Genomic DNA, 16,466 nt, shown 5'->3' with positions numbered 1-16,466 from the left:
TATCAGATGGCCGAGCTGTGCCCGGCTTTGGATAACTCGTAGGTATCCAGGCTGCGCGCGATCATCCGGGTCAGGGGGCGCGCCTCATGGGGTACAAAAAGCCCTTCGTCGGTTACGCTGAGCAATCCGTCAAACTGCGCATTCACATCGGTCAGAATCGTGTTCAGCGCATCGGGTGCGATCCCGAAACTGTCATGCATGTCATGCGCATCAATGCGGAATTCGCACATCAGTTGCTCGATCATCCGCGAGCGCAGCAAATCCTGCCCGGCAAAGACATGGCCGCGCGTGGTCGAGAACCGCCCTTCGCGAATGGCGGCGGTATGCGCGCCTGTGGCCGGTGCATTCTGCGCGTAACCTTGCGGGAAGCGCGAGATCGACGAGGCACCAACCCCGATCAACACGTCCGCTGTGTCATCGGTGTAGCCTTGGAAGTTGCGGCGCAAAGTGCCGCCTTCAAGCGCCGTGCTAAGCCCGTCTTCGGGAGTGGCGAAATGGTCGATGCCGATCTCGTTATAGCCATCCCACATGAAAAGGCGGCGCGCGGTGTCATAGAGTTCCAGCCGTTCCTGCGGCGTGGGCAGGCGATCAGACGGGATCAGTTGCTGGCGCTTGGCCATCCAGGGCACATGGGCATATCCATACAGCGCAACGCGGTCAGGGCTAAGTGACAGCAGTTTCTGGACGCTTTCGGTGATTCGGCCCTTACTTTGGTCTGGCAGGCCATAAAGAATGTCGGCGTTCAGGCTTTTGATACCGCGCGCACGAATTTCGTCGGCAGCCCATTTGGTGATGTCATAGCCCTGAATGCGACCAATGGTTTGCTGGATGTCGTCGTTGAAATCCTGCACCCCGATCGAGGCGCGGTTCATGCCGGCCCGTGCCAGGGCATCAAGGCGCTCGCCGTCGATTTCATTCGGGTCGATCTCGACCGAGAACTCGGTGTTGGCAGCAAAAGGAGCGATCTCACGAACCGCCCCTGCCAGGTCTTCCATCATGTCCGGTGCCAGCAGCGTTGGCGTGCCGCCACCCCAATGCAGGCGGGACAAAGTCACGCCTCTGGGCAAATGTTGCCCCAGCATTTTCAATTCGGTTTTCAGGGTTTCGAGATAGGCCAGAACCGGTGCCTGGCTTTGAGTCCCCTGCGTCCGGCAGGCGCAAAACCAGCACAACCTGCGGCAGAATGGCACATGTATGTACAAAGATATCTGCGCGCCTTCCGGGATCGCTTCGACCCAGTGCACGAATTCGCCTGCGCCCACTGCCTTTGAGAAGTGTGGCGAGGTTGGGTAGCTTGTATAACGGGGGACCTTTGCGTCAAAGAGCCCCAGTTTGCCCAGTTGTGCATTTGTAATCATCCGTCTAACCTAGATGATAGGGACTGGGCCAACCTTGACCCAGATCAATACGCGCCAACGACCAGAGATTGAAATGTCACAGAATAATGCCGTCGCCGATCTTAAGGACTGCGGAGAGTGTCCTATTCGTCACCGTGCCGTGTGCGCGAAGTGCGAAGCGGATGAGTTGAACACTCTGGAACAGATAAAATACTATCGCAGCTTCCAGGCAGGTCAGACCGTGATCTGGTCGGGCGATCAGATGGATTTTGTTGGCTCGGTCGTGTCGGGAATCGCGTCTCTGACCCAAACAATGGAAGACGGGCGCACCCAGATGGTCGGCCTTCTTTTGCCCAGCGATTTTGTCGGGCGCCCCGGACGCGGGACTGCGGCTTATGACGTGGTGGCGACAAGTGACATGGTGATGTGCTGCTTCCGCAAAAAACCCTTTGAAGACATGATGGATCGGACGCCGCATGTCGCGCACCGCCTGCTTGAAATGACGCTGGACGAGTTGGACGCCGCCCGCGAATGGATGCTGGTTCTGGGCCGTAAAACGGCGCGCGAAAAAATTGCGTCTTTGCTGTCGATCATCGCCCGGCGCGATGCCACGCTGAACCTGGGCCCGACGCCCGAACGACTGGTGTTTGATCTGCCGCTGACCCGCGAGGCCATGGCCGATTATCTCGGCCTGACGCTGGAGACTGTTAGCCGTCAGATGTCGGCGCTTAAGAAAGACGGTGTGATCGTCCTGGAAGGCAAGCGCCATGTCATCGTACCAGATTTTGACCGCTTGCAGGAAGAAGCGGGCGACGACAGTGACGGTGGCATGGTTGCATGACCACCGTCTGATTTTGTCACGAATCGTCTGAAGTCGTCACGCTTGCCTTAATGCGCCATCAATACAGGCAGTGTGGCCTGTTCCAGCATATACCGGGTGGCCCCGCCAAAGATCGCTTCGCGGAAGCGGGAATGGCCATAAGCCCCCATGACGATGAGATCTGCATCCATATCCCCGGCATGACGCAACAGAACGTCTGATATGCGCGGCATGGTTTTGGACAGCACGTCAATTTCCACCTTCATGTCATGGCGTGCCAGATATTGCGACAGCTGCCCGCCGGGGTCGGACCGGTTCGGTCCGTGGGTGGGCGGATCAATCACTACCACATGTACCCTGTCAGCGGCGGTCAGCAGAGGCAGGGCTGCGCGGATGGCGTTAAGCGCTTCAACGCTTTCATTCCAGGCAATCAGGACCCGTTCCGGTTTTAATCCTGGTGCGACGTTTTGCGGCAGGACGATGGCCGGGGTCTGACCCTCGAACAATGCGGCTTCTGTCACGGCTTCCAGTTCGGCCCCCCGATCTTCGCCGTAAGGTTGCGGCAGGATGACCATGTCCGAGAATCGTGCACGCGCTGCCACATGCCGACCCAAATCCGCCAGCTGCGCGACGCCGGTTTCCGATCCCCAGCGGATACCGCTGTTGGCCAAAAGACTTTTCACTTTTGTTTCAATGGCATGCGCTTCTTCATTGGCGCGGGTAATGGTTTCCTGAAGGACGATCGCGCTTGCCCCTGCATAGTAATACCCGGTCTGGCTGCGATCCACGCCAAGGCAAAGAACGTCAAGATGTGCGTCATGTTGCTCGGCGGCGGCCACCGCATAAGCAAGCGTGTCATCCACCAGGGTTTCGTCGGTCAGTACGGAAAACAGGCAATTGTAGGACATCTCAGCTCTCCCTTGAGATCTTCGCAGAGGAGTCTAGCGGGTGCCGCCCCCGGCTTCCTTGATGATAATCAAGAAAATCCGGACTAAATGTTGATGCAGATCAAGGTCGTGACCGCCTCGGCGTTCCATTAAAAGGACAGTCTAAAGTAGCCCGCGCGTGCTTGAGTCGTGCGGAGTGAGACGAAGGGACGTAATATGACGAACTATATCAAGCTGATCGTGCTTGGCCTGATCGCGTTTATCGCGCTTTTTGCGGCCAACCAGGCACGTGATCTGGCCTACATGGTCAACGCGCTGACAGTGGCGCTGGCCGCGGGCATTACCTTTATCTGGGTACTGCGCCATACGGATGAACCGAGACCCAACGTGGATGTGTCGGGGGAATATCTGGATGGCGTGGTTCGCGCGGGCGTAATCGCCACCGCACTATGGGGCGTTGTCGGCTTCCTGGTGGGGACGATCATCGCCTTCCAACTGGCCTTTCCGGTGCTCAACTTTGAATGGGCCCAGGGTTATCTGAACTTTGGACGGCTGCGTCCGTTGCACACCAGTGCGGTGATTTTTGCATTTGGGGGCAACGCCCTGATCTGCTCATCATTTTACATCGTGCAGCGCACCTGTGCCGCGCGGCTCTGGGGTGGCAACCTTGCATGGTTCGTGTTCTGGGGTTTCCAGCTTGTTATCGTTCTGGCGGCCACCGGCTATTTGCTGGGGGCGACGCAGTCGAAGGAATATGCCGAACCTGAATGGTATGTGGATATCTGGCTGACTGTTGTCTGGCTGGCCTTCCTGGCCGTATTCATGGGTACTATCGTCAAGCGGAAAGAGCCACATATCTACGTGGCAAACTGGTTCCTCCTGAGCTTCATCATCACCGTGGCGATGCTGCACCTGATGAACAACCTGTCGATCCCGGTCTCGATCTGGGGCTCCAAATCGGTGCAATTGTTCAGCGGTGTGCAGGATGCGATGGTGCAATGGTGGTATGGCCACAACGCGGTGGGCTTCTTCCTGACTGCCGGGTTCCTTGGCATGATGTACTATTTCGTGCCAAAGCAGGCCGAGCGACCGGTGTTCAGCTATAAACTGTCGATCATCCACTTCTGGGCGCTGATCTTCCTTTATATCTGGGCGGGTCCACACCACTTGCACTACACCGCTTTGCCGGACTGGGCGTCGACCCTTGGCATGGTGTTCTCGATCATTCTGTGGATGCCCTCGTGGGGTGGTATGATCAACGGCCTGATGACGCTGTCCGGCGCCTGGGACAAACTGCGCACCGACCCGGTGATCCGGATGATGGTGATCTCGATCGGGTTTTACGGCATGTCGACCTTTGAAGGTCCGATGATGTCGATCCGCGCGGTGAACTCTCTGAGCCACTACACCGACTGGACCATTGGTCACGTGCATTCCGGCGCTCTGGGCTGGAACGGTATGATCACCTTCGGTGCCCTCTACTTCCTGGTGCCGAAACTGTGGAACAAAGAGCGGCTCTACAGCCTTAGCCTTGTCAGCTGGCACTTCTGGTTGGCGACCATTGGCATCGTGCTCTACGCAGCGTCGATGTGGGTCACCGGCATCATGGAAGGCCTGATGTGGCGTGAAGTGGACGCCAATGGCTTCCTCGTGAACTCCTTTGCTGACACCGTCAGCGCCAAATTCCCGATGTACGTTGTACGCGGCCTTGGCGGGGTGCTGTTCATCACCGGCGCAATCATCATGTGCTACAACCTTTACATGACCGTCAAACGGAGCCCGGCAGTCGCTGCTGACAACTCCGTTGTCCCGGCCGAATAAGAGGAGGGACGCTATTATGGGTATTCTCGACAAACACACAGTCCTAGAGAAGAACGTCACCCTTCTGGCAATCTTTGCCTTCCTGGTGGTCACTGTTGGGGGGATGGTGCAGATCGCACCGCTTTTCTGGCTGGAAAACACCATCGAGGATGTAGAGGGCATGCGCCCCTATACCCCGCTGGAGTTGACAGGGCGCGATATCTACATCCGCGAAGGGTGTTATGTCTGCCACAGCCAGATGATCCGCCCGATGCGTGATGAGGTTGAGCGTTATGGGCACTACTCGCTCGCGGCGGAATCGAAATATGATCACCCGTTCCAGTGGGGGTCCAAACGCACCGGGCCCGATCTGGCCCGGGTGGGTGGCCGTTATTCGGATGAATGGCACGTCGACCACCTGCGCGACCCGCAAGCGGTTGTGCCGGAATCGGTGATGCCGAAATACGGTTACCTCGAAAACCGGCTGATCGAACCGAAATACGTTTCGGACCTGCTGTGGACACATTCCTTGGTTGGGGTGCCATACTCGGAGGCCATGATCGAAAACGCCGCCGCGGATTTCGAGGTGCAGGTTGATCCTTTCGGGGACACTGACGGCCTGTTTGAGCGCTATGGCGAAAACGTGCAGGTGCGCAACTTCGACGGACGGCCCGGAATTTCCGAAGCCGACGCTCTGATCGCGTATCTGCAGATGCTGGGCACGCTGGTTGATTTCTCGACCTTCACGCCTGTGCCCAGCCGGTAAGGGAGGATCTGACACATGGAAACCTATTCTCTCTTGCGTGAATTCGCCGATAGCTGGATGTTGTTGCTGTTGTTCACCTTTTTCATCGGTGTTGTGGTCTGGGTGTTCCGCCCGGGCTCCACAAAGACCTATGACGATCCGGCCAACATCCCCTTCCGGCACGAAGACAAACCCGCGCCCGCGCGCGGGGCCGACGCCAAGGAGGCGTGAACGACATGGCAAAACAACCTGTAAAAAAAGAAGAAGTCGGCACCACGGGTCATGAGTGGGACGGCATTGAAGAGTTCAACAACCCATTGCCGCGCTGGTGGCTGTGGATCTTCTATGCCACCATCATCTGGGGACTGTGGTACGTGATTGCCTATCCTGCCTGGCCGATGATCAGCGGGGCGACCGAAGGCTATAAAGGGTGGTCAACACGCGCCAATGTGGCCGTGGACATCGCCGAGGCCGAGGCCGCAAATGCCGAGATCAACGCCCAGTTGGCGTCTGCCGATCTGGCCACCATCCCCACCGATCCAGAATTGTCGGGCTATGCCCGCTCGGCCGGGGAAGCGGTGTTCAACACATGGTGCGTTCAATGCCACGGTCGTGAAGGCGGTGGGTTCGCCGGCTACCCGACCCTGTCGGATGATGACTGGCTCTGGGGCGGCACGATGGAAGACATCCATCTGACCGTCAGCCACGGCATCCGTAACGAGGATGATGACGACGCGCGCTATTCAGAGATGCCCGCCTTTGGTGAGATTCTCGAGGCCGAAGAGGTCGTTCAGGCGGTGAACTACGTGATGTCCCTGTCGGGCGAGCCGAATGACGCAGCCCAGGTGGCTGCAGGCGAGACCGTCTATATGGACAATTGCGCAGCCTGCCACGCAGAAGATGGTACCGGCGATCGCCTTCAAGGCGCTCCCAACCTTACTGATGCGATCTGGCTCTATGGGGGTGACTACGACACCTTGGTCGAAACCGTCACCTATAGCCGCTTTGGCGTGATGCCGCCCTGGACGACCCGCTTGTCCGAGGCGGAGATTCGTGCTGTCACCGCCTATGTCCACCAGTTGGGCGGCGGCGAGTAGCACATAAGAAAACCCCGGGATGGCTTGCCACCCCGGGGCTTGGCACCGGACCTTCCGTCCTGTTCGCGCGTTTCCTGGGAGGCCGGTGTCACATTACTCCCACTCCAATTTGTCATATGCTTGGCCCTTGGGCCAGTTTTTCGTTTCATGAGGTGGCGCGTGTCCACCTGCCGCCTCGCCAGGGCCAGCTTTGACCGCCAAGTCGGCGCGGGGGTGGGGGCCGGCGGTTCAGACCCTCAGCCAGATCAGTCACGGCGACGACCCGTGGTATGCGCGATCAGTTCGGCCTGACGACGATCCGAGAACCGGTCACGATCACCCTGGTGATTGCAGGTTCCGGTGCGGGTGGCCGTCATGAAAGAATTTGCAAAGATGTTGAACATGGTCTTTCCTTTCCATATTGCTGTTTCTGTTTTGAATATGGGCAAAAACCTGACATCATGCGACTCAGGAAAAGTTTCTATATGTAAGGTCAGATTACATTATGGAGTGGCGAAACCTTCCCCCGCTGACCGCGCTGCGGGCCTTTGCGGCGCTGGCGGAAACCGGATCAACCGTGGCAGCAGGTGACAAGCTTAACGTCAGCCATGCCGCTGTCAGCCAGCAACTCAAAGCGTTGGAGGGCCATATGGGCCTGACGCTGGTGGATCGCTCGGGACGTCAGCTGGAACTGACGCCGGAGGGGCGCCAACTGGCGGACGCTTTGGAAACAGGCTTCGGGACCATCGCGCGCGCCGTTGCGGCATTGACCGGGGCCGAGGCCGACAGGCCCTTGCATATTGCCACGACACCGATGCTGGCCTCAGCCTGGCTGATGCCGCAACTGGGCGGCTTTCACACGGCCTTCCCGGGCATAAACCTGATCCTCAGTACCAGTCCAAAGGTCGAGCCGATGGATGAAGGGGGCATCGACGTGGCCCTGCGCTATGGCGATGGCAATTGGCCGGGGCTTGAGAGTGAGCCTCTGTTTCTCAGTCCCATGGTTGTCGTTGCCGCGCCCTCCCTGATCGGCGATAAGGAGTTCAAATGCTTGGATGAATTGGCCGATTTTCCATGGTTGTTGGATGCAGGCTTGTCCGAGGCCAACAATTGGCTCAGCGGTATAGGCACGCTGGATAAGCTCAGCACCGGGTCGATCCAGTTGCCCGGCAACCTTTTGCTGGATGGTGCGCGAGACGGGCAGGGGATCGCCGTGACGGTTCGGGCCTTTGCCGAAAATGACATTTCTGCGGGGCGGTTGCGGCTGCTTTTTGAAAGTGATGCGATCAAAGGATATCATATTGTGACGCGGCCGGGCATCCAGCGCGAAACGGTGAAAATCTTTTTGAAATGGTTGAGAAAATGCCTGCGTGATTGTGCCACGTTTCAATAAGATCACTATTAGAGTCAGAATTTGACTCAGGTCAAAGCCCAGACGCGGGCGACCTGAGAAAACCTTGCTATCAGAATTCTGAAATACCGGAGTACCTCTGTGGCCGAATCGCAGCAAGTCGAACCGCCTAGCCTTTACGCGGCGCGCGAGCCAGTTTTTCCCAAAAAGGTCTACGGACCATTTCGCAACCTGAAATGGGCGATCCTGATCGTCACATTGGGGATCTACTATCTGACGCCTTGGATTCGTTGGGATCGCGGCCCCAACCTTCCGGATCAGGCGGTGCTGCTGGATCTGGCCCATCGCCGGTTCTATTTCTTCTGGATCGAAATCTGGCCGCATGAGTTTTACTTCATCGCTGGCTTGCTTGTGATGGCCGGGCTGGGCCTGTTCTTGTTCACTTCGGCGTTGGGGCGCGTCTGGTGCGGCTATGCCTGCCCGCAGACGGTATGGACCGATCTCTTCATCCTGGTGGAACGCTGGATCGAGGGCGACCGCAATGCGCGTCTGCGCCTGCATCGCCAGAAGAAATGGGATTTCAAGAAAGTCCGACTGCGTCTGATCAAATGGGGGACCTGGATTCTGATCGCGGCGGCGACAGGCGGCGCCTGGGTTTTCTACTTTGCCGATGCCCCGACTCTCCTGGTTGATCTGTTCACTCTGAACGCTCATCCAATTGCCTACACGACCATCGGCATTCTAACCGCCACGACCTTCTTTTTCGGCGGAATCGCCCGCGAACAGGTCTGTATCTATGCCTGCCCCTGGCCGCGTATCCAGGCGGCGATGATCGACGAAGACACCCTAATCGTGGGTTACCGCGAATGGCGGGGTGAGCCGCGCAAGCATTCCGAAGAAGTGAAAGAGGGCGCCGCGCAAGGCGATTGCATCGATTGTATGGCGTGCGTCAATGTGTGCCCCGTGGGGATCGATATCCGCGATGGTCAGCAACTGGAATGTATTACCTGCGCGCTGTGTATCGACGCCTGTGATGACATCATGGCCAAGATCGGCAAGCCGCGCGGGCTGATCGACTATATGGCGCTGACGGATGAAACGCGTGAGCGTGAAGGCAAAGAGCCAAAGCCGATCATCAAGCATATCCTGCGCCCGCGCACGTTGCTTTACACAGGTCTTTGGTCGCTGGTCGGTTTCCTGTTGGTCTTTGCCCTGTTCATCCGTTCGGACATCGAAATGACCGTGGCCCCGGTGCGCAATCCGACTTTTGTAACACTGTCGGACGGTGCCATCCGCAACACCTATGAGGTGCGCCTGCGCAACAAGCATGGCGATGACAGGCCTTTCCGGATCTCGATGACGGGCGATTCATCGATCCGGGTGCAGTTGGAGGGCACGCCATATGGCTCGGTTCAGGTGCCTGCGGACTCGACCCATCTGCAACGGGTCTATCTGGTGGCCGCTCCCGGCTCTGACCCTGCAAATGCAGAACGCACTGATGTAAGATTGTGGATCGAAGACATCTCGAATGGCGAACGTGCCTACAAAGACACGGTCTTCAACGGAAAAGGAAACTGACAATGACACGGGAACTTACCGGCAAGCATGTGTTGATTGGCTTTGTCGCCGCTTTCGGTGTGATCATCGCTGTCAATCTGGTTCTGGCTTACTCGGCGGTCAAAACCTTTCCGGGGCTTGAGGTGAAAAACTCATATGTCGCCAGCCAGCAGTTTGACGAGCGCCGCGATGCCCAGATGTCGCTGGGCTGGACGGTGCGGGCCAGCCATTCGGGTGGATTGCTGAGCCTGTCGATCACGGACGAGGCCGGCAGACCCGTCGAGGTGGCCGGGCTGGACGCCACTGTCGGACGCGCCACTCATGTCTATGATGATGTCTCGCCCGAATTCCAGTTCGATGGCACGCATTACTATGCGCCCGTCCCGCTGGGCGATGGCAACTGGAACATCCGCATGGAAGCGAAGGCGAAAGACGGCACCGAGTTCCGTCAGCGCGTCGTGCTTATCAAGGAATAGGCATGACCGCGACGCTGCGCCAATCCCCTTCTGCCTGCCCGGCCTGTGCGGCGGCCCCCGCGGCCGAGCAACTGGCCGAATTGGACGCGCCGCATGAGGCACAGATTGCTCTGTCCTTGCCGACGATTCATTGTTCGGCTTGCATTTCCAAGGTGGAAAAAGGGCTGAACGCGCACCCGCTGGTCCGCTCCGCCCGGGTGAACCTGACCCTGAAGCGTGCCAGTATCGAGGCTGAGCCTGAAGTCAGCGCACAGGAGATGGCGGACCTTGTCGAAGGGTTAGGCTATGAGGCGTATGAACTCGACCCCGGCACGCTAAACGCCACTGCCACCGATAAGGCCGGACGTGATCTGTTGATGCGCCTCGCCGTGGCAGGCTTTGCCAGCATGAACGTGATGCTGTTGTCCGTTGCCGTCTGGTCGGGGGCCGAAGCCGCAACGCGGGATATGTTCCACTGGATTTCTGCCGCCATCGCCCTTCCCACCATCGCCTTTTCCGGGCAGCCGTTTTTCCGCAATGCCTGGGCTGCGCTGCGCAATGGCAAGCTGAACATGGATGTGCCGATCACGCTGGCCATCGTGCTGGCGGTCGTCACATCGCTTTGGGAAACCTCGCTCAGCGGCAAACACGCCTATTTCGACGCCGCCCTTGCGCTCACCTTTTTCCTGCTGGCGGGGCGCTATCTGGACCATCGCACGCGGGCGATTGCCCGCTCGGCGGCCGAAGAACTGACCGCGCTGGAAGTGCCCCGTGCGCTACGGATGCGTGATGGGATCGAGGAAGAGGTCAACGTGGCCGAGCTGGTCATTGGCGACCTTGTCCTGGTGCGGCCCGGCGGACGGATGCCTGTCGATGGTGAGATTGTGGACGGACATTCCGAACTGGATCGCTCGCTTTTGACTGGGGAAACCCTGCCTGTTCTGGCCGAACCGGGGCAGGGGGTGTCCGCGGGCGAAGTCAACCTGACCGGCCCACTAACGATCCGGGCCACCGCCGTGGGGCGCGACACCTCGCTGCATCGCATGGCCGATCTGGTGGCAATCGCGGAATCCGGGCGCTCACGCTATACCTCACTGGCCGATAGCGCGGCCAAGCTTTACGCACCGGGGGTGCATATCCTTTCGGCCTTGGCCTTTGCGGGCTGGTATATCTACACATGGGATATGCGCACGGCGCTGAACATTGCCGCTGCCGTTCTGATCATCACCTGCCCCTGTGCCTTGGGGCTGGCAGTGCCTGCGGTGACCACGGCGGCCAGTGGGCGCCTGTTCCGTAAGGGTATGTTGATCAAGCATGAGACCGCGCTTGAGCGCCTGGCACAGGTTGACACGGTGGTGTTTGACAAGACCGGCACGCTGACGGCCGGGACGCCTGAACTGACCAATCTGGACCGTTTGCCGCGCGACTCTGCCGAAGTGGCCGTGGCCCTGGCACAAAGTTCATCGCACCCGCTGGCGCAGGCGATTGTGCAGGCCGGGCGCACTGCAGGGCTGGCGGCTGCCAAGGTCACCAGCATCACCGAAGTGCCGGGCTATGGCACCAAAGGGCTTTGGAAGGGCAACGAGGTACGGCTTGGCCGCGCCAGCTGGACCGGGGCCGAGCCTTTGGCGCAGACCGCGACGCATCTGGCGATTGAGGGCCGCGCGCCTGCGGCGTTTGAATTTACCGACCGATTGCGCGATGGCGCAGAACAGGCGGTTCAGGCCCTGATGGACAGCGGCAAAACCGTTTACCTCATGTCCGGTGATACCACCCCGGCGGTCGAGGCATTAGCCAATCGGCTGGGCATCACCCGCTGGCTGGCCGAGGCGCTGCCGGCCGATAAATCCGCGCGGATCAAGGCGCTGTCAGATGAAGGCGCCAAGGTGTTGATGGTGGGGGACGGGTTGAACGACACGGCGGCCCTGGCGGCGGCGCATGTCTCGATCTCGCCCGCAACGGCGCTGGATGCGGCCCGTGTGGCCAGTGACATCGTCCTGCTGGGCAATGACCTTTCTCCCATCGGGTTTGCCTGCACGACGGCCCGTTCAGCCATCAAACGCATCCGCGAGAACTTTCAGATAGCAACGGTTTACAACATCATTGCCGTGCCCCTGGCGATTGCGGGGCTGGCCACGCCACTGATCGCGGCTCTGGCCATGTCGACCAGTTCGATTACCGTGTCGCTGAACGCTTTGCGGCTAAGGTAGCGCCCATGAACATCCTGACCTATCTCATTCCGATCTCGTTGCTTTTGGGCGGGCTGGGGCTGTTGTTCTTTGTCTACACGGTCCGCTCGAACCAGTATGACGACCCCGAAGGCGATGCGCGCCGCATTCTGAGGGACGACTACGACGACAAGCCCAAGCAGTAAGCTTAAGCCGCAGAAGTATTTGAGTTTTTTGGGGTCGTCCGGTTGGTTAGCCGGGGCCGATCATGAAGCAGGTCACTTGTTTGGCCTGCAGGCGGCGACACGCCAAATCAGCCGTGTCGCGGGTCATGCCCATGAAATTGGCGTCAAACCCGTTGCTGCGCTTGACCACTTTGCGCAGTGATCCATCCAGTGTGCTCATCTCGTTCAGCGCCACGGTCAGCAGGACCTTGCGCGCCTTGTACTGGCTGGGATAGCGACCGACATTGATTCCCCAATGCTGCCCGCCCGAGGTGGAGACACGGGTGACCACCTCTTGCACGGGGTCCACTTTCTGAGGTTTCACAATAGTTTGCGCAGCGGCCAGCACGGCCTGATCTGTCGCAGCCTTGGCCAGAACCAGATCCTTTGGACGGGCCTCTGGTGTAACGGCTGTTGTTGTCGTTGCGGCCTCAGAGGTCTCAACCGGCTCGACCGTGATGCCCGAGGTCTTGGCCTCAAGAATGGCTTTTTCGATGTCATCTGCCTTGGCCACCAATACCGGCTCCGGGGCAGGGCGGGTTTGCGGCCGCAGGCTTTTCTTGACTGCCGCCGCCGCGGCGAGGCGCACGGTTTTGCCATAGGCGCCGTCAGGAGCAGTGCCACCGCCGCCGCCGCCAATCTTGCCCATATAAGGCGGTTTGGCGGGCTTGTGCAGGGCCACACGGCGTGGGGCCCGTTTGAAACCCAGATCCAGAAGTTCGGCAACCTTGGCATTGCGCGTCGCGGTTGAGCGACCGCCGAAGACTGTGGCGATGATGCGCTCGCCGTTGCGTTCGGCGCTGGCGGTCAGGTTGAACCCTGCCGCGCGGGTATAGCCGGTCTTGATCCCGTCCGCGCCCCGATAGGATTGCAACAGGCGGCGATTGGTGTGCGATACGGTACGCACGCCCGCATTGGCGGTCAGGCGCGAGAACAGGTTGTAATACTCAGGATAGTCATAGAACAGATGACGCCCCATGATGGACATATCACGGGCGGTCGACAGATGGCCCGATTCCGTCAGGCCATGGGCATTCTTGAAGGTGGTGCGGGTCATACCCAACGCCTTGGCAGTGCGGTTCATCCGGCGGGCAAACTTGGCCTCGGACCCTTCAATGGCCTCGGCAAGAGCAGTGGCGGCGTCATTGGCCGACTTCACGGCCGCGCCACGGATCAGGAAGCGCAGCTTGATGGATTGACCCGCGCGCAGGCCCAGTTTGCTGGGCGGTTCGCTGGCGGCATGTTTTGAAATACGGACAGGGGTGTCGAGGCTGATCTCACCGTTTTCGATGGCCTCGAATACCACGTAAAGCGTCATCATCTTGGTCAGGGAAGCTGGATGCAGACGCGTGTCGGCATTGCGCGAATGCAGCACCTTGCCACTTCGTGCGTCCATCACCAGTGCTGCGTAAGGCGCCGCCGCTGCGCTCAGCGGGACGATGACCATCATCCAGATCAATGCAAGGACAACCAGACCCCACCGGATCGGCTGCGTGCTCCGCGTTCTCATTGGAACTACTCTTTTTCTGCCTCTTGACCGCCGGTTGTCCGACTGGCCGTTTTATTTATGCCGAAATCGTAGCACAGGAGGGGTCTTGAATAAAGCCTTCATTTTCAACTGTTTTTGATGAAAATTCAGGCGGCACTTCCAAGATATTGTGGGCGGTCGCAATGCCACCCCAAGAAAAGCTATTGTGGCAAGAATGTGGCAAGTGGTGCGGCGCACCATCGCCGATCCCCGCCTGTTGCGTTCGATCAGCTCAACTTCGCTCGGGAATGTCCACTTTTTTGCCGCGCGGAATCTCTGCCAATGTGTCGTAGAACGGCAATTCGACCAGTTCCGCGGGCTGTTTCGAACCGTCTTGGCAGCCGACCATCACCGTGTCGCCGGGGCCGTGCTTTGACGTGTCCAGCAACGCATACCCGATCCCATGTCCCAGATAGGGCGAGATGGCCCCAGCCGTGACATGACCGATCCGGTCACCATCCTTTTCAACCGGTGCGGAAATCAGCGGCGCGCCTGACGGACATCTCAACCCATGCAAACGTGGGTCTCGCGAGGCCTTCGCCAGCGCGGCCTTGCCAATGAAATCGCCCTTATCCTCGTCCACAAAACGACCGAGATGCACATCATAGGGGGTGGTTGTCATGTTGAAATCAGACCCGGCATTGAGGATTCCAGCCTCGATCCGGCGGATATTCATCGCATCAAGGCTGAAGATTTCCATGCCGAAAGGCGCACCAGCGGCCGATAAATGCGCCCAGAGCGTGTCGGCGTCGTGATGCGGCTCGGTGTAGAACTCCCAACCCAGCTCGTTGGTGTAACCGGTGCGTGTGATCACCACCTCTTGCCCGCCGAAACGCACACGGGCAACGGCGAAGTAACCGAACGGGTCTGGCATTCCGGTGTCGCTCGCTGCCTTCAGGATATTCAGAGCGTTCGGGCCCTGCACCTGGCTGACGAAAACATCCGGATCGGTGATTGAAACGTCCATACCCGCCGCATGGGCCCTTGCCCAGCTGTAGAAATCGCCATCGGCCTGCGCATACCAGAACTTGTCCTGCTCCAGGCGCAAAAGGATACCATCAACCAACAATCCGCCATCCTCGTAGCAGGCGAGCCCATAGGCGCAGCGCATGACCTTGGCCTTGGTGATGTCCTTGGTGAACAGCATGTCCAGCAGGCGTTCGGCATCTGGCCCTTCAAATTGCAGCGGAAATTCCCCGGTATGCAGCACCGCGGCTTGCTGGCGCAGCCGCCAATACCCGTCTTCGGTGCTGTGATCGTCAAAACACACCGCCATATGACGGCGATTATAGAGGCAATAATGCGGGCCTTTGAGGCGCTCGATCATGTGATAGGGGTGCCGGGTTTGGGCGTAATCCCACCCCGCGCCGGGCATTGTCGTAACAAGGTCTCGAGTGTTCACATCGCTGCAACGCATGGTGTAGCCTTTCATGTCTGGCGCGCATCATGTCGCCCAAGGACTTAGCTTTACTTTGGGTCTGTAACGCTTTATTTCAGGGCCTATCTTATATATTTTTAAGAGCCGTACTGAATCATTTGATCTGCCATAAAGTTTAGAATAACTAACCTTTATGGCAGATTGGATCCCATCATTGAATGCGCTGCGGGCTTTTGAGGCCGTCGCCCGTCATCTGAGCTACAGAAAAGCGGCTGACGAATTGCGCGTGACCCCTGCGGCGGTCAAACAGCTTGTGAGTAAGCTGGAAAGCGCTGTCGGCGCCCCGCTGGTGCGGCGCAAGGGTCGTGGCCTTGAACTGACAGCGCGTGGAGAAAGAGGGCAAGACGACTTGAGTGCGGCCATGTCGCTTCTGGGAGAGTCCGTGCGGAAGTTTCGCACCCCCAGTTCGGAAAATCGGCTGTTCGTGTCTGTTGAAGCTTCTTTTGCCAGTGCCTGGCTGGTTCCAAAGCTGCAAGGGTTTCGCGTCCGGCACCCCGAGGTGACCGTATTGATCGATTCGAACCAATCCATCGTCGATCTGGGGCAGGGCGAGATTGACGTGGCGATCCGCTATGGCGTCGACAGCCCTGGTGATCTTGTGGCGCACCGCCTGTTCGAGGACGAGATTTTCCCGGTTTGCAGCCCCGCCTTGGCACCAGCCCTCAAGACCCTCGCAGACCTCGCCCATGTGCCGCTGATCCACTGGGACATCACACAATTGCCCTGGGCCGTGGCCACGCGCCGTTGGTTCACCTGGGAAACTTGGTTAAATGCCGTCGGGGCATCTCATTTGATGACCAAGCAGGGCCTGATTTTCAGCGAATATGGTCAGGCCATACAGGCTGCGATTGCCGGGCAGGGCGTGATGCTGGCCAGTTGGCCGATTCTGCGCGAGCTGGTCGACTCTGGGGTTCTTGTCGCGCCGTTCTCAGAACGGGTCACCACCGATATTGGGTACGAGCTGGTCACAGCCCCCGAGACGATGGCCCGCCCCGAAGTGGCTGCCTTCGTCGCATGGGTTCTGGAGACCGCGCAGGTGTCCTAGCCGAAGCGCCACGTAAAAGGCCCGAAACGACGATG

At 59.0% G+C, this 16,466-nt stretch carries 16 protein-coding genes; 11 read left to right on the top strand and 5 right to left on the bottom strand.

Annotated elements, in window-relative coordinates; translation table 11 throughout:
* Positions 1 to 2: 2 nt before the first annotated feature.
* A complete protein-coding gene (hemN, locus tag V6N02_RS10680) occupies positions 3 to 1,358 on the bottom strand; it encodes an oxygen-independent coproporphyrinogen III oxidase (protein WP_371225567.1) in 1,356 nt (451 codons plus the stop codon).
* Positions 1,359 to 1,431: 73 nt separating this feature from the next.
* Here hemN and fnrL point away from each other — a divergent pair, with 73 nt between their 5' ends.
* Positions 1,432 to 2,178, top strand: a complete 747-nt coding sequence (fnrL, locus tag V6N02_RS10675) for a transcriptional regulator FnrL (protein WP_371225566.1) — start codon at positions 1,432 to 1,434, stop codon at positions 2,176 to 2,178.
* Positions 2,179 to 2,225: 47 nt separating this feature from the next.
* On the opposite strand, the gene V6N02_RS10670 is transcribed toward fnrL, so the two are convergent.
* Positions 2,226 to 3,065 carry a universal stress protein gene (locus tag V6N02_RS10670; protein ID WP_371225565.1) on the bottom strand — a complete coding sequence of 280 codons (840 nt, stop codon included), beginning with the start codon at positions 3,063 to 3,065 and terminating at the stop codon, positions 2,226 to 2,228.
* A gap of 195 nt (positions 3,066 to 3,260) precedes the next feature.
* Here V6N02_RS10670 and ccoN point away from each other — a divergent pair, with 195 nt between their 5' ends.
* The 4 genes from ccoN to ccoP are packed head-to-tail and all read left to right on the top strand — an operon-like array spanning position 3,261 to position 6,686.
* Positions 3,261 to 4,865: a cytochrome-c oxidase, cbb3-type subunit I gene (ccoN, locus tag V6N02_RS10665; protein ID WP_371225564.1), complete on the top strand. Its 1,605-nt coding sequence runs from the start codon at positions 3,261 to 3,263 to the stop codon at positions 4,863 to 4,865.
* A 16-nt stretch (positions 4,866 to 4,881) separates the two neighbouring features.
* Complete coding sequence (ccoO, locus tag V6N02_RS10660) at positions 4,882 to 5,610, top strand: cytochrome-c oxidase, cbb3-type subunit II (protein WP_371225563.1); 729 nt, start codon at positions 4,882 to 4,884, stop codon at positions 5,608 to 5,610.
* Between the two features lie 15 nt (positions 5,611 to 5,625).
* A complete protein-coding gene (locus tag V6N02_RS10655) occupies positions 5,626 to 5,820 on the top strand; it encodes a cbb3-type cytochrome c oxidase subunit 3 (protein ID WP_371225562.1) in 195 nt (64 codons plus the stop codon).
* Positions 5,821 to 5,825: 5 nt separating this feature from the next.
* A complete protein-coding gene (ccoP, locus tag V6N02_RS10650; protein ID WP_371225561.1) occupies positions 5,826 to 6,686 on the top strand; it encodes a cytochrome-c oxidase, cbb3-type subunit III in 861 nt (286 codons plus the stop codon).
* A 245-nt stretch (positions 6,687 to 6,931) separates the two neighbouring features.
* Here the strand turns inward: ccoP and V6N02_RS10645 are convergent, their stop codons facing one another.
* Positions 6,932 to 7,069 carry a hypothetical protein gene (locus V6N02_RS10645; protein WP_371225560.1) on the bottom strand — a complete coding sequence of 46 codons (138 nt, stop codon included), beginning with the start codon at positions 7,067 to 7,069 and terminating at the stop codon, positions 6,932 to 6,934.
* 101 nt (positions 7,070 to 7,170) lie between these two features.
* On the opposite strand from V6N02_RS10645, the gene V6N02_RS10640 reads away from it, so the two are divergent.
* From V6N02_RS10640 to ccoS, 5 genes are all read left to right on the top strand, one after another.
* A complete protein-coding gene (locus V6N02_RS10640) occupies positions 7,171 to 8,058 on the top strand; it encodes a LysR family transcriptional regulator (RefSeq protein ID WP_371225559.1) in 888 nt (295 codons plus the stop codon).
* A 99-nt stretch (positions 8,059 to 8,157) separates the two neighbouring features.
* A complete protein-coding gene (gene ccoG, locus V6N02_RS10635; protein ID WP_371225558.1) occupies positions 8,158 to 9,594 on the top strand; it encodes a cytochrome c oxidase accessory protein CcoG in 1,437 nt (478 codons plus the stop codon).
* A 2-nt stretch (positions 9,595 to 9,596) separates the two neighbouring features.
* A complete protein-coding gene (locus tag V6N02_RS10630) occupies positions 9,597 to 10,049 on the top strand; it encodes a FixH family protein (protein ID WP_371225557.1) in 453 nt (150 codons plus the stop codon).
* A gap of 2 nt (positions 10,050 to 10,051) precedes the next feature.
* On the top strand, positions 10,052 to 12,238 hold the full coding sequence (locus tag V6N02_RS10625) for a heavy metal translocating P-type ATPase (protein ID WP_371225556.1): 2,187 nt from the start codon (positions 10,052 to 10,054) through the stop codon (positions 12,236 to 12,238).
* A 5-nt stretch (positions 12,239 to 12,243) separates the two neighbouring features.
* Positions 12,244 to 12,402 carry a cbb3-type cytochrome oxidase assembly protein CcoS gene (gene ccoS, locus V6N02_RS10620; RefSeq protein WP_371225555.1) on the top strand — a complete coding sequence of 53 codons (159 nt, stop codon included), beginning with the start codon at positions 12,244 to 12,246 and terminating at the stop codon, positions 12,400 to 12,402.
* 46 nt (positions 12,403 to 12,448) lie between these two features.
* Here ccoS and V6N02_RS10615 read toward each other — a convergent pair whose 3' ends face one another.
* Together V6N02_RS10615 and V6N02_RS10610 are read right to left on the bottom strand one after the other, a co-directional pair.
* Positions 12,449 to 13,930, bottom strand: a complete 1,482-nt coding sequence (locus tag V6N02_RS10615; protein WP_371225554.1) for a D-alanyl-D-alanine carboxypeptidase family protein — start codon at positions 13,928 to 13,930, stop codon at positions 12,449 to 12,451.
* A gap of 250 nt (positions 13,931 to 14,180) precedes the next feature.
* On the bottom strand, positions 14,181 to 15,380 hold the full coding sequence (locus V6N02_RS10610) for an aminomethyl transferase family protein (RefSeq protein WP_371225553.1): 1,200 nt from the start codon (positions 15,378 to 15,380) through the stop codon (positions 14,181 to 14,183).
* A 139-nt stretch (positions 15,381 to 15,519) separates the two neighbouring features.
* Between V6N02_RS10610 and V6N02_RS10605 the strand changes: the two genes are divergently transcribed.
* The gene (locus V6N02_RS10605) at positions 15,520 to 16,431 is read left to right on the top strand and encodes a LysR substrate-binding domain-containing protein (protein WP_371225552.1); all 912 of its coding nucleotides are present in this window, start codon (positions 15,520 to 15,522) and stop codon (positions 16,429 to 16,431) included.
* Positions 16,432 to 16,466: the final 35 nt, after the last annotated feature.

This window comes from Roseovarius conchicola, assembly GCF_041403425.1.
Classification (GTDB): Bacteria; Pseudomonadota; Alphaproteobacteria; order Rhodobacterales; family Rhodobacteraceae; genus Roseovarius; species Roseovarius conchicola.
The sequence above is the reverse complement of the archived record's forward strand: the minus strand, read 5'-3'. Positions and strand labels throughout refer to the sequence as shown.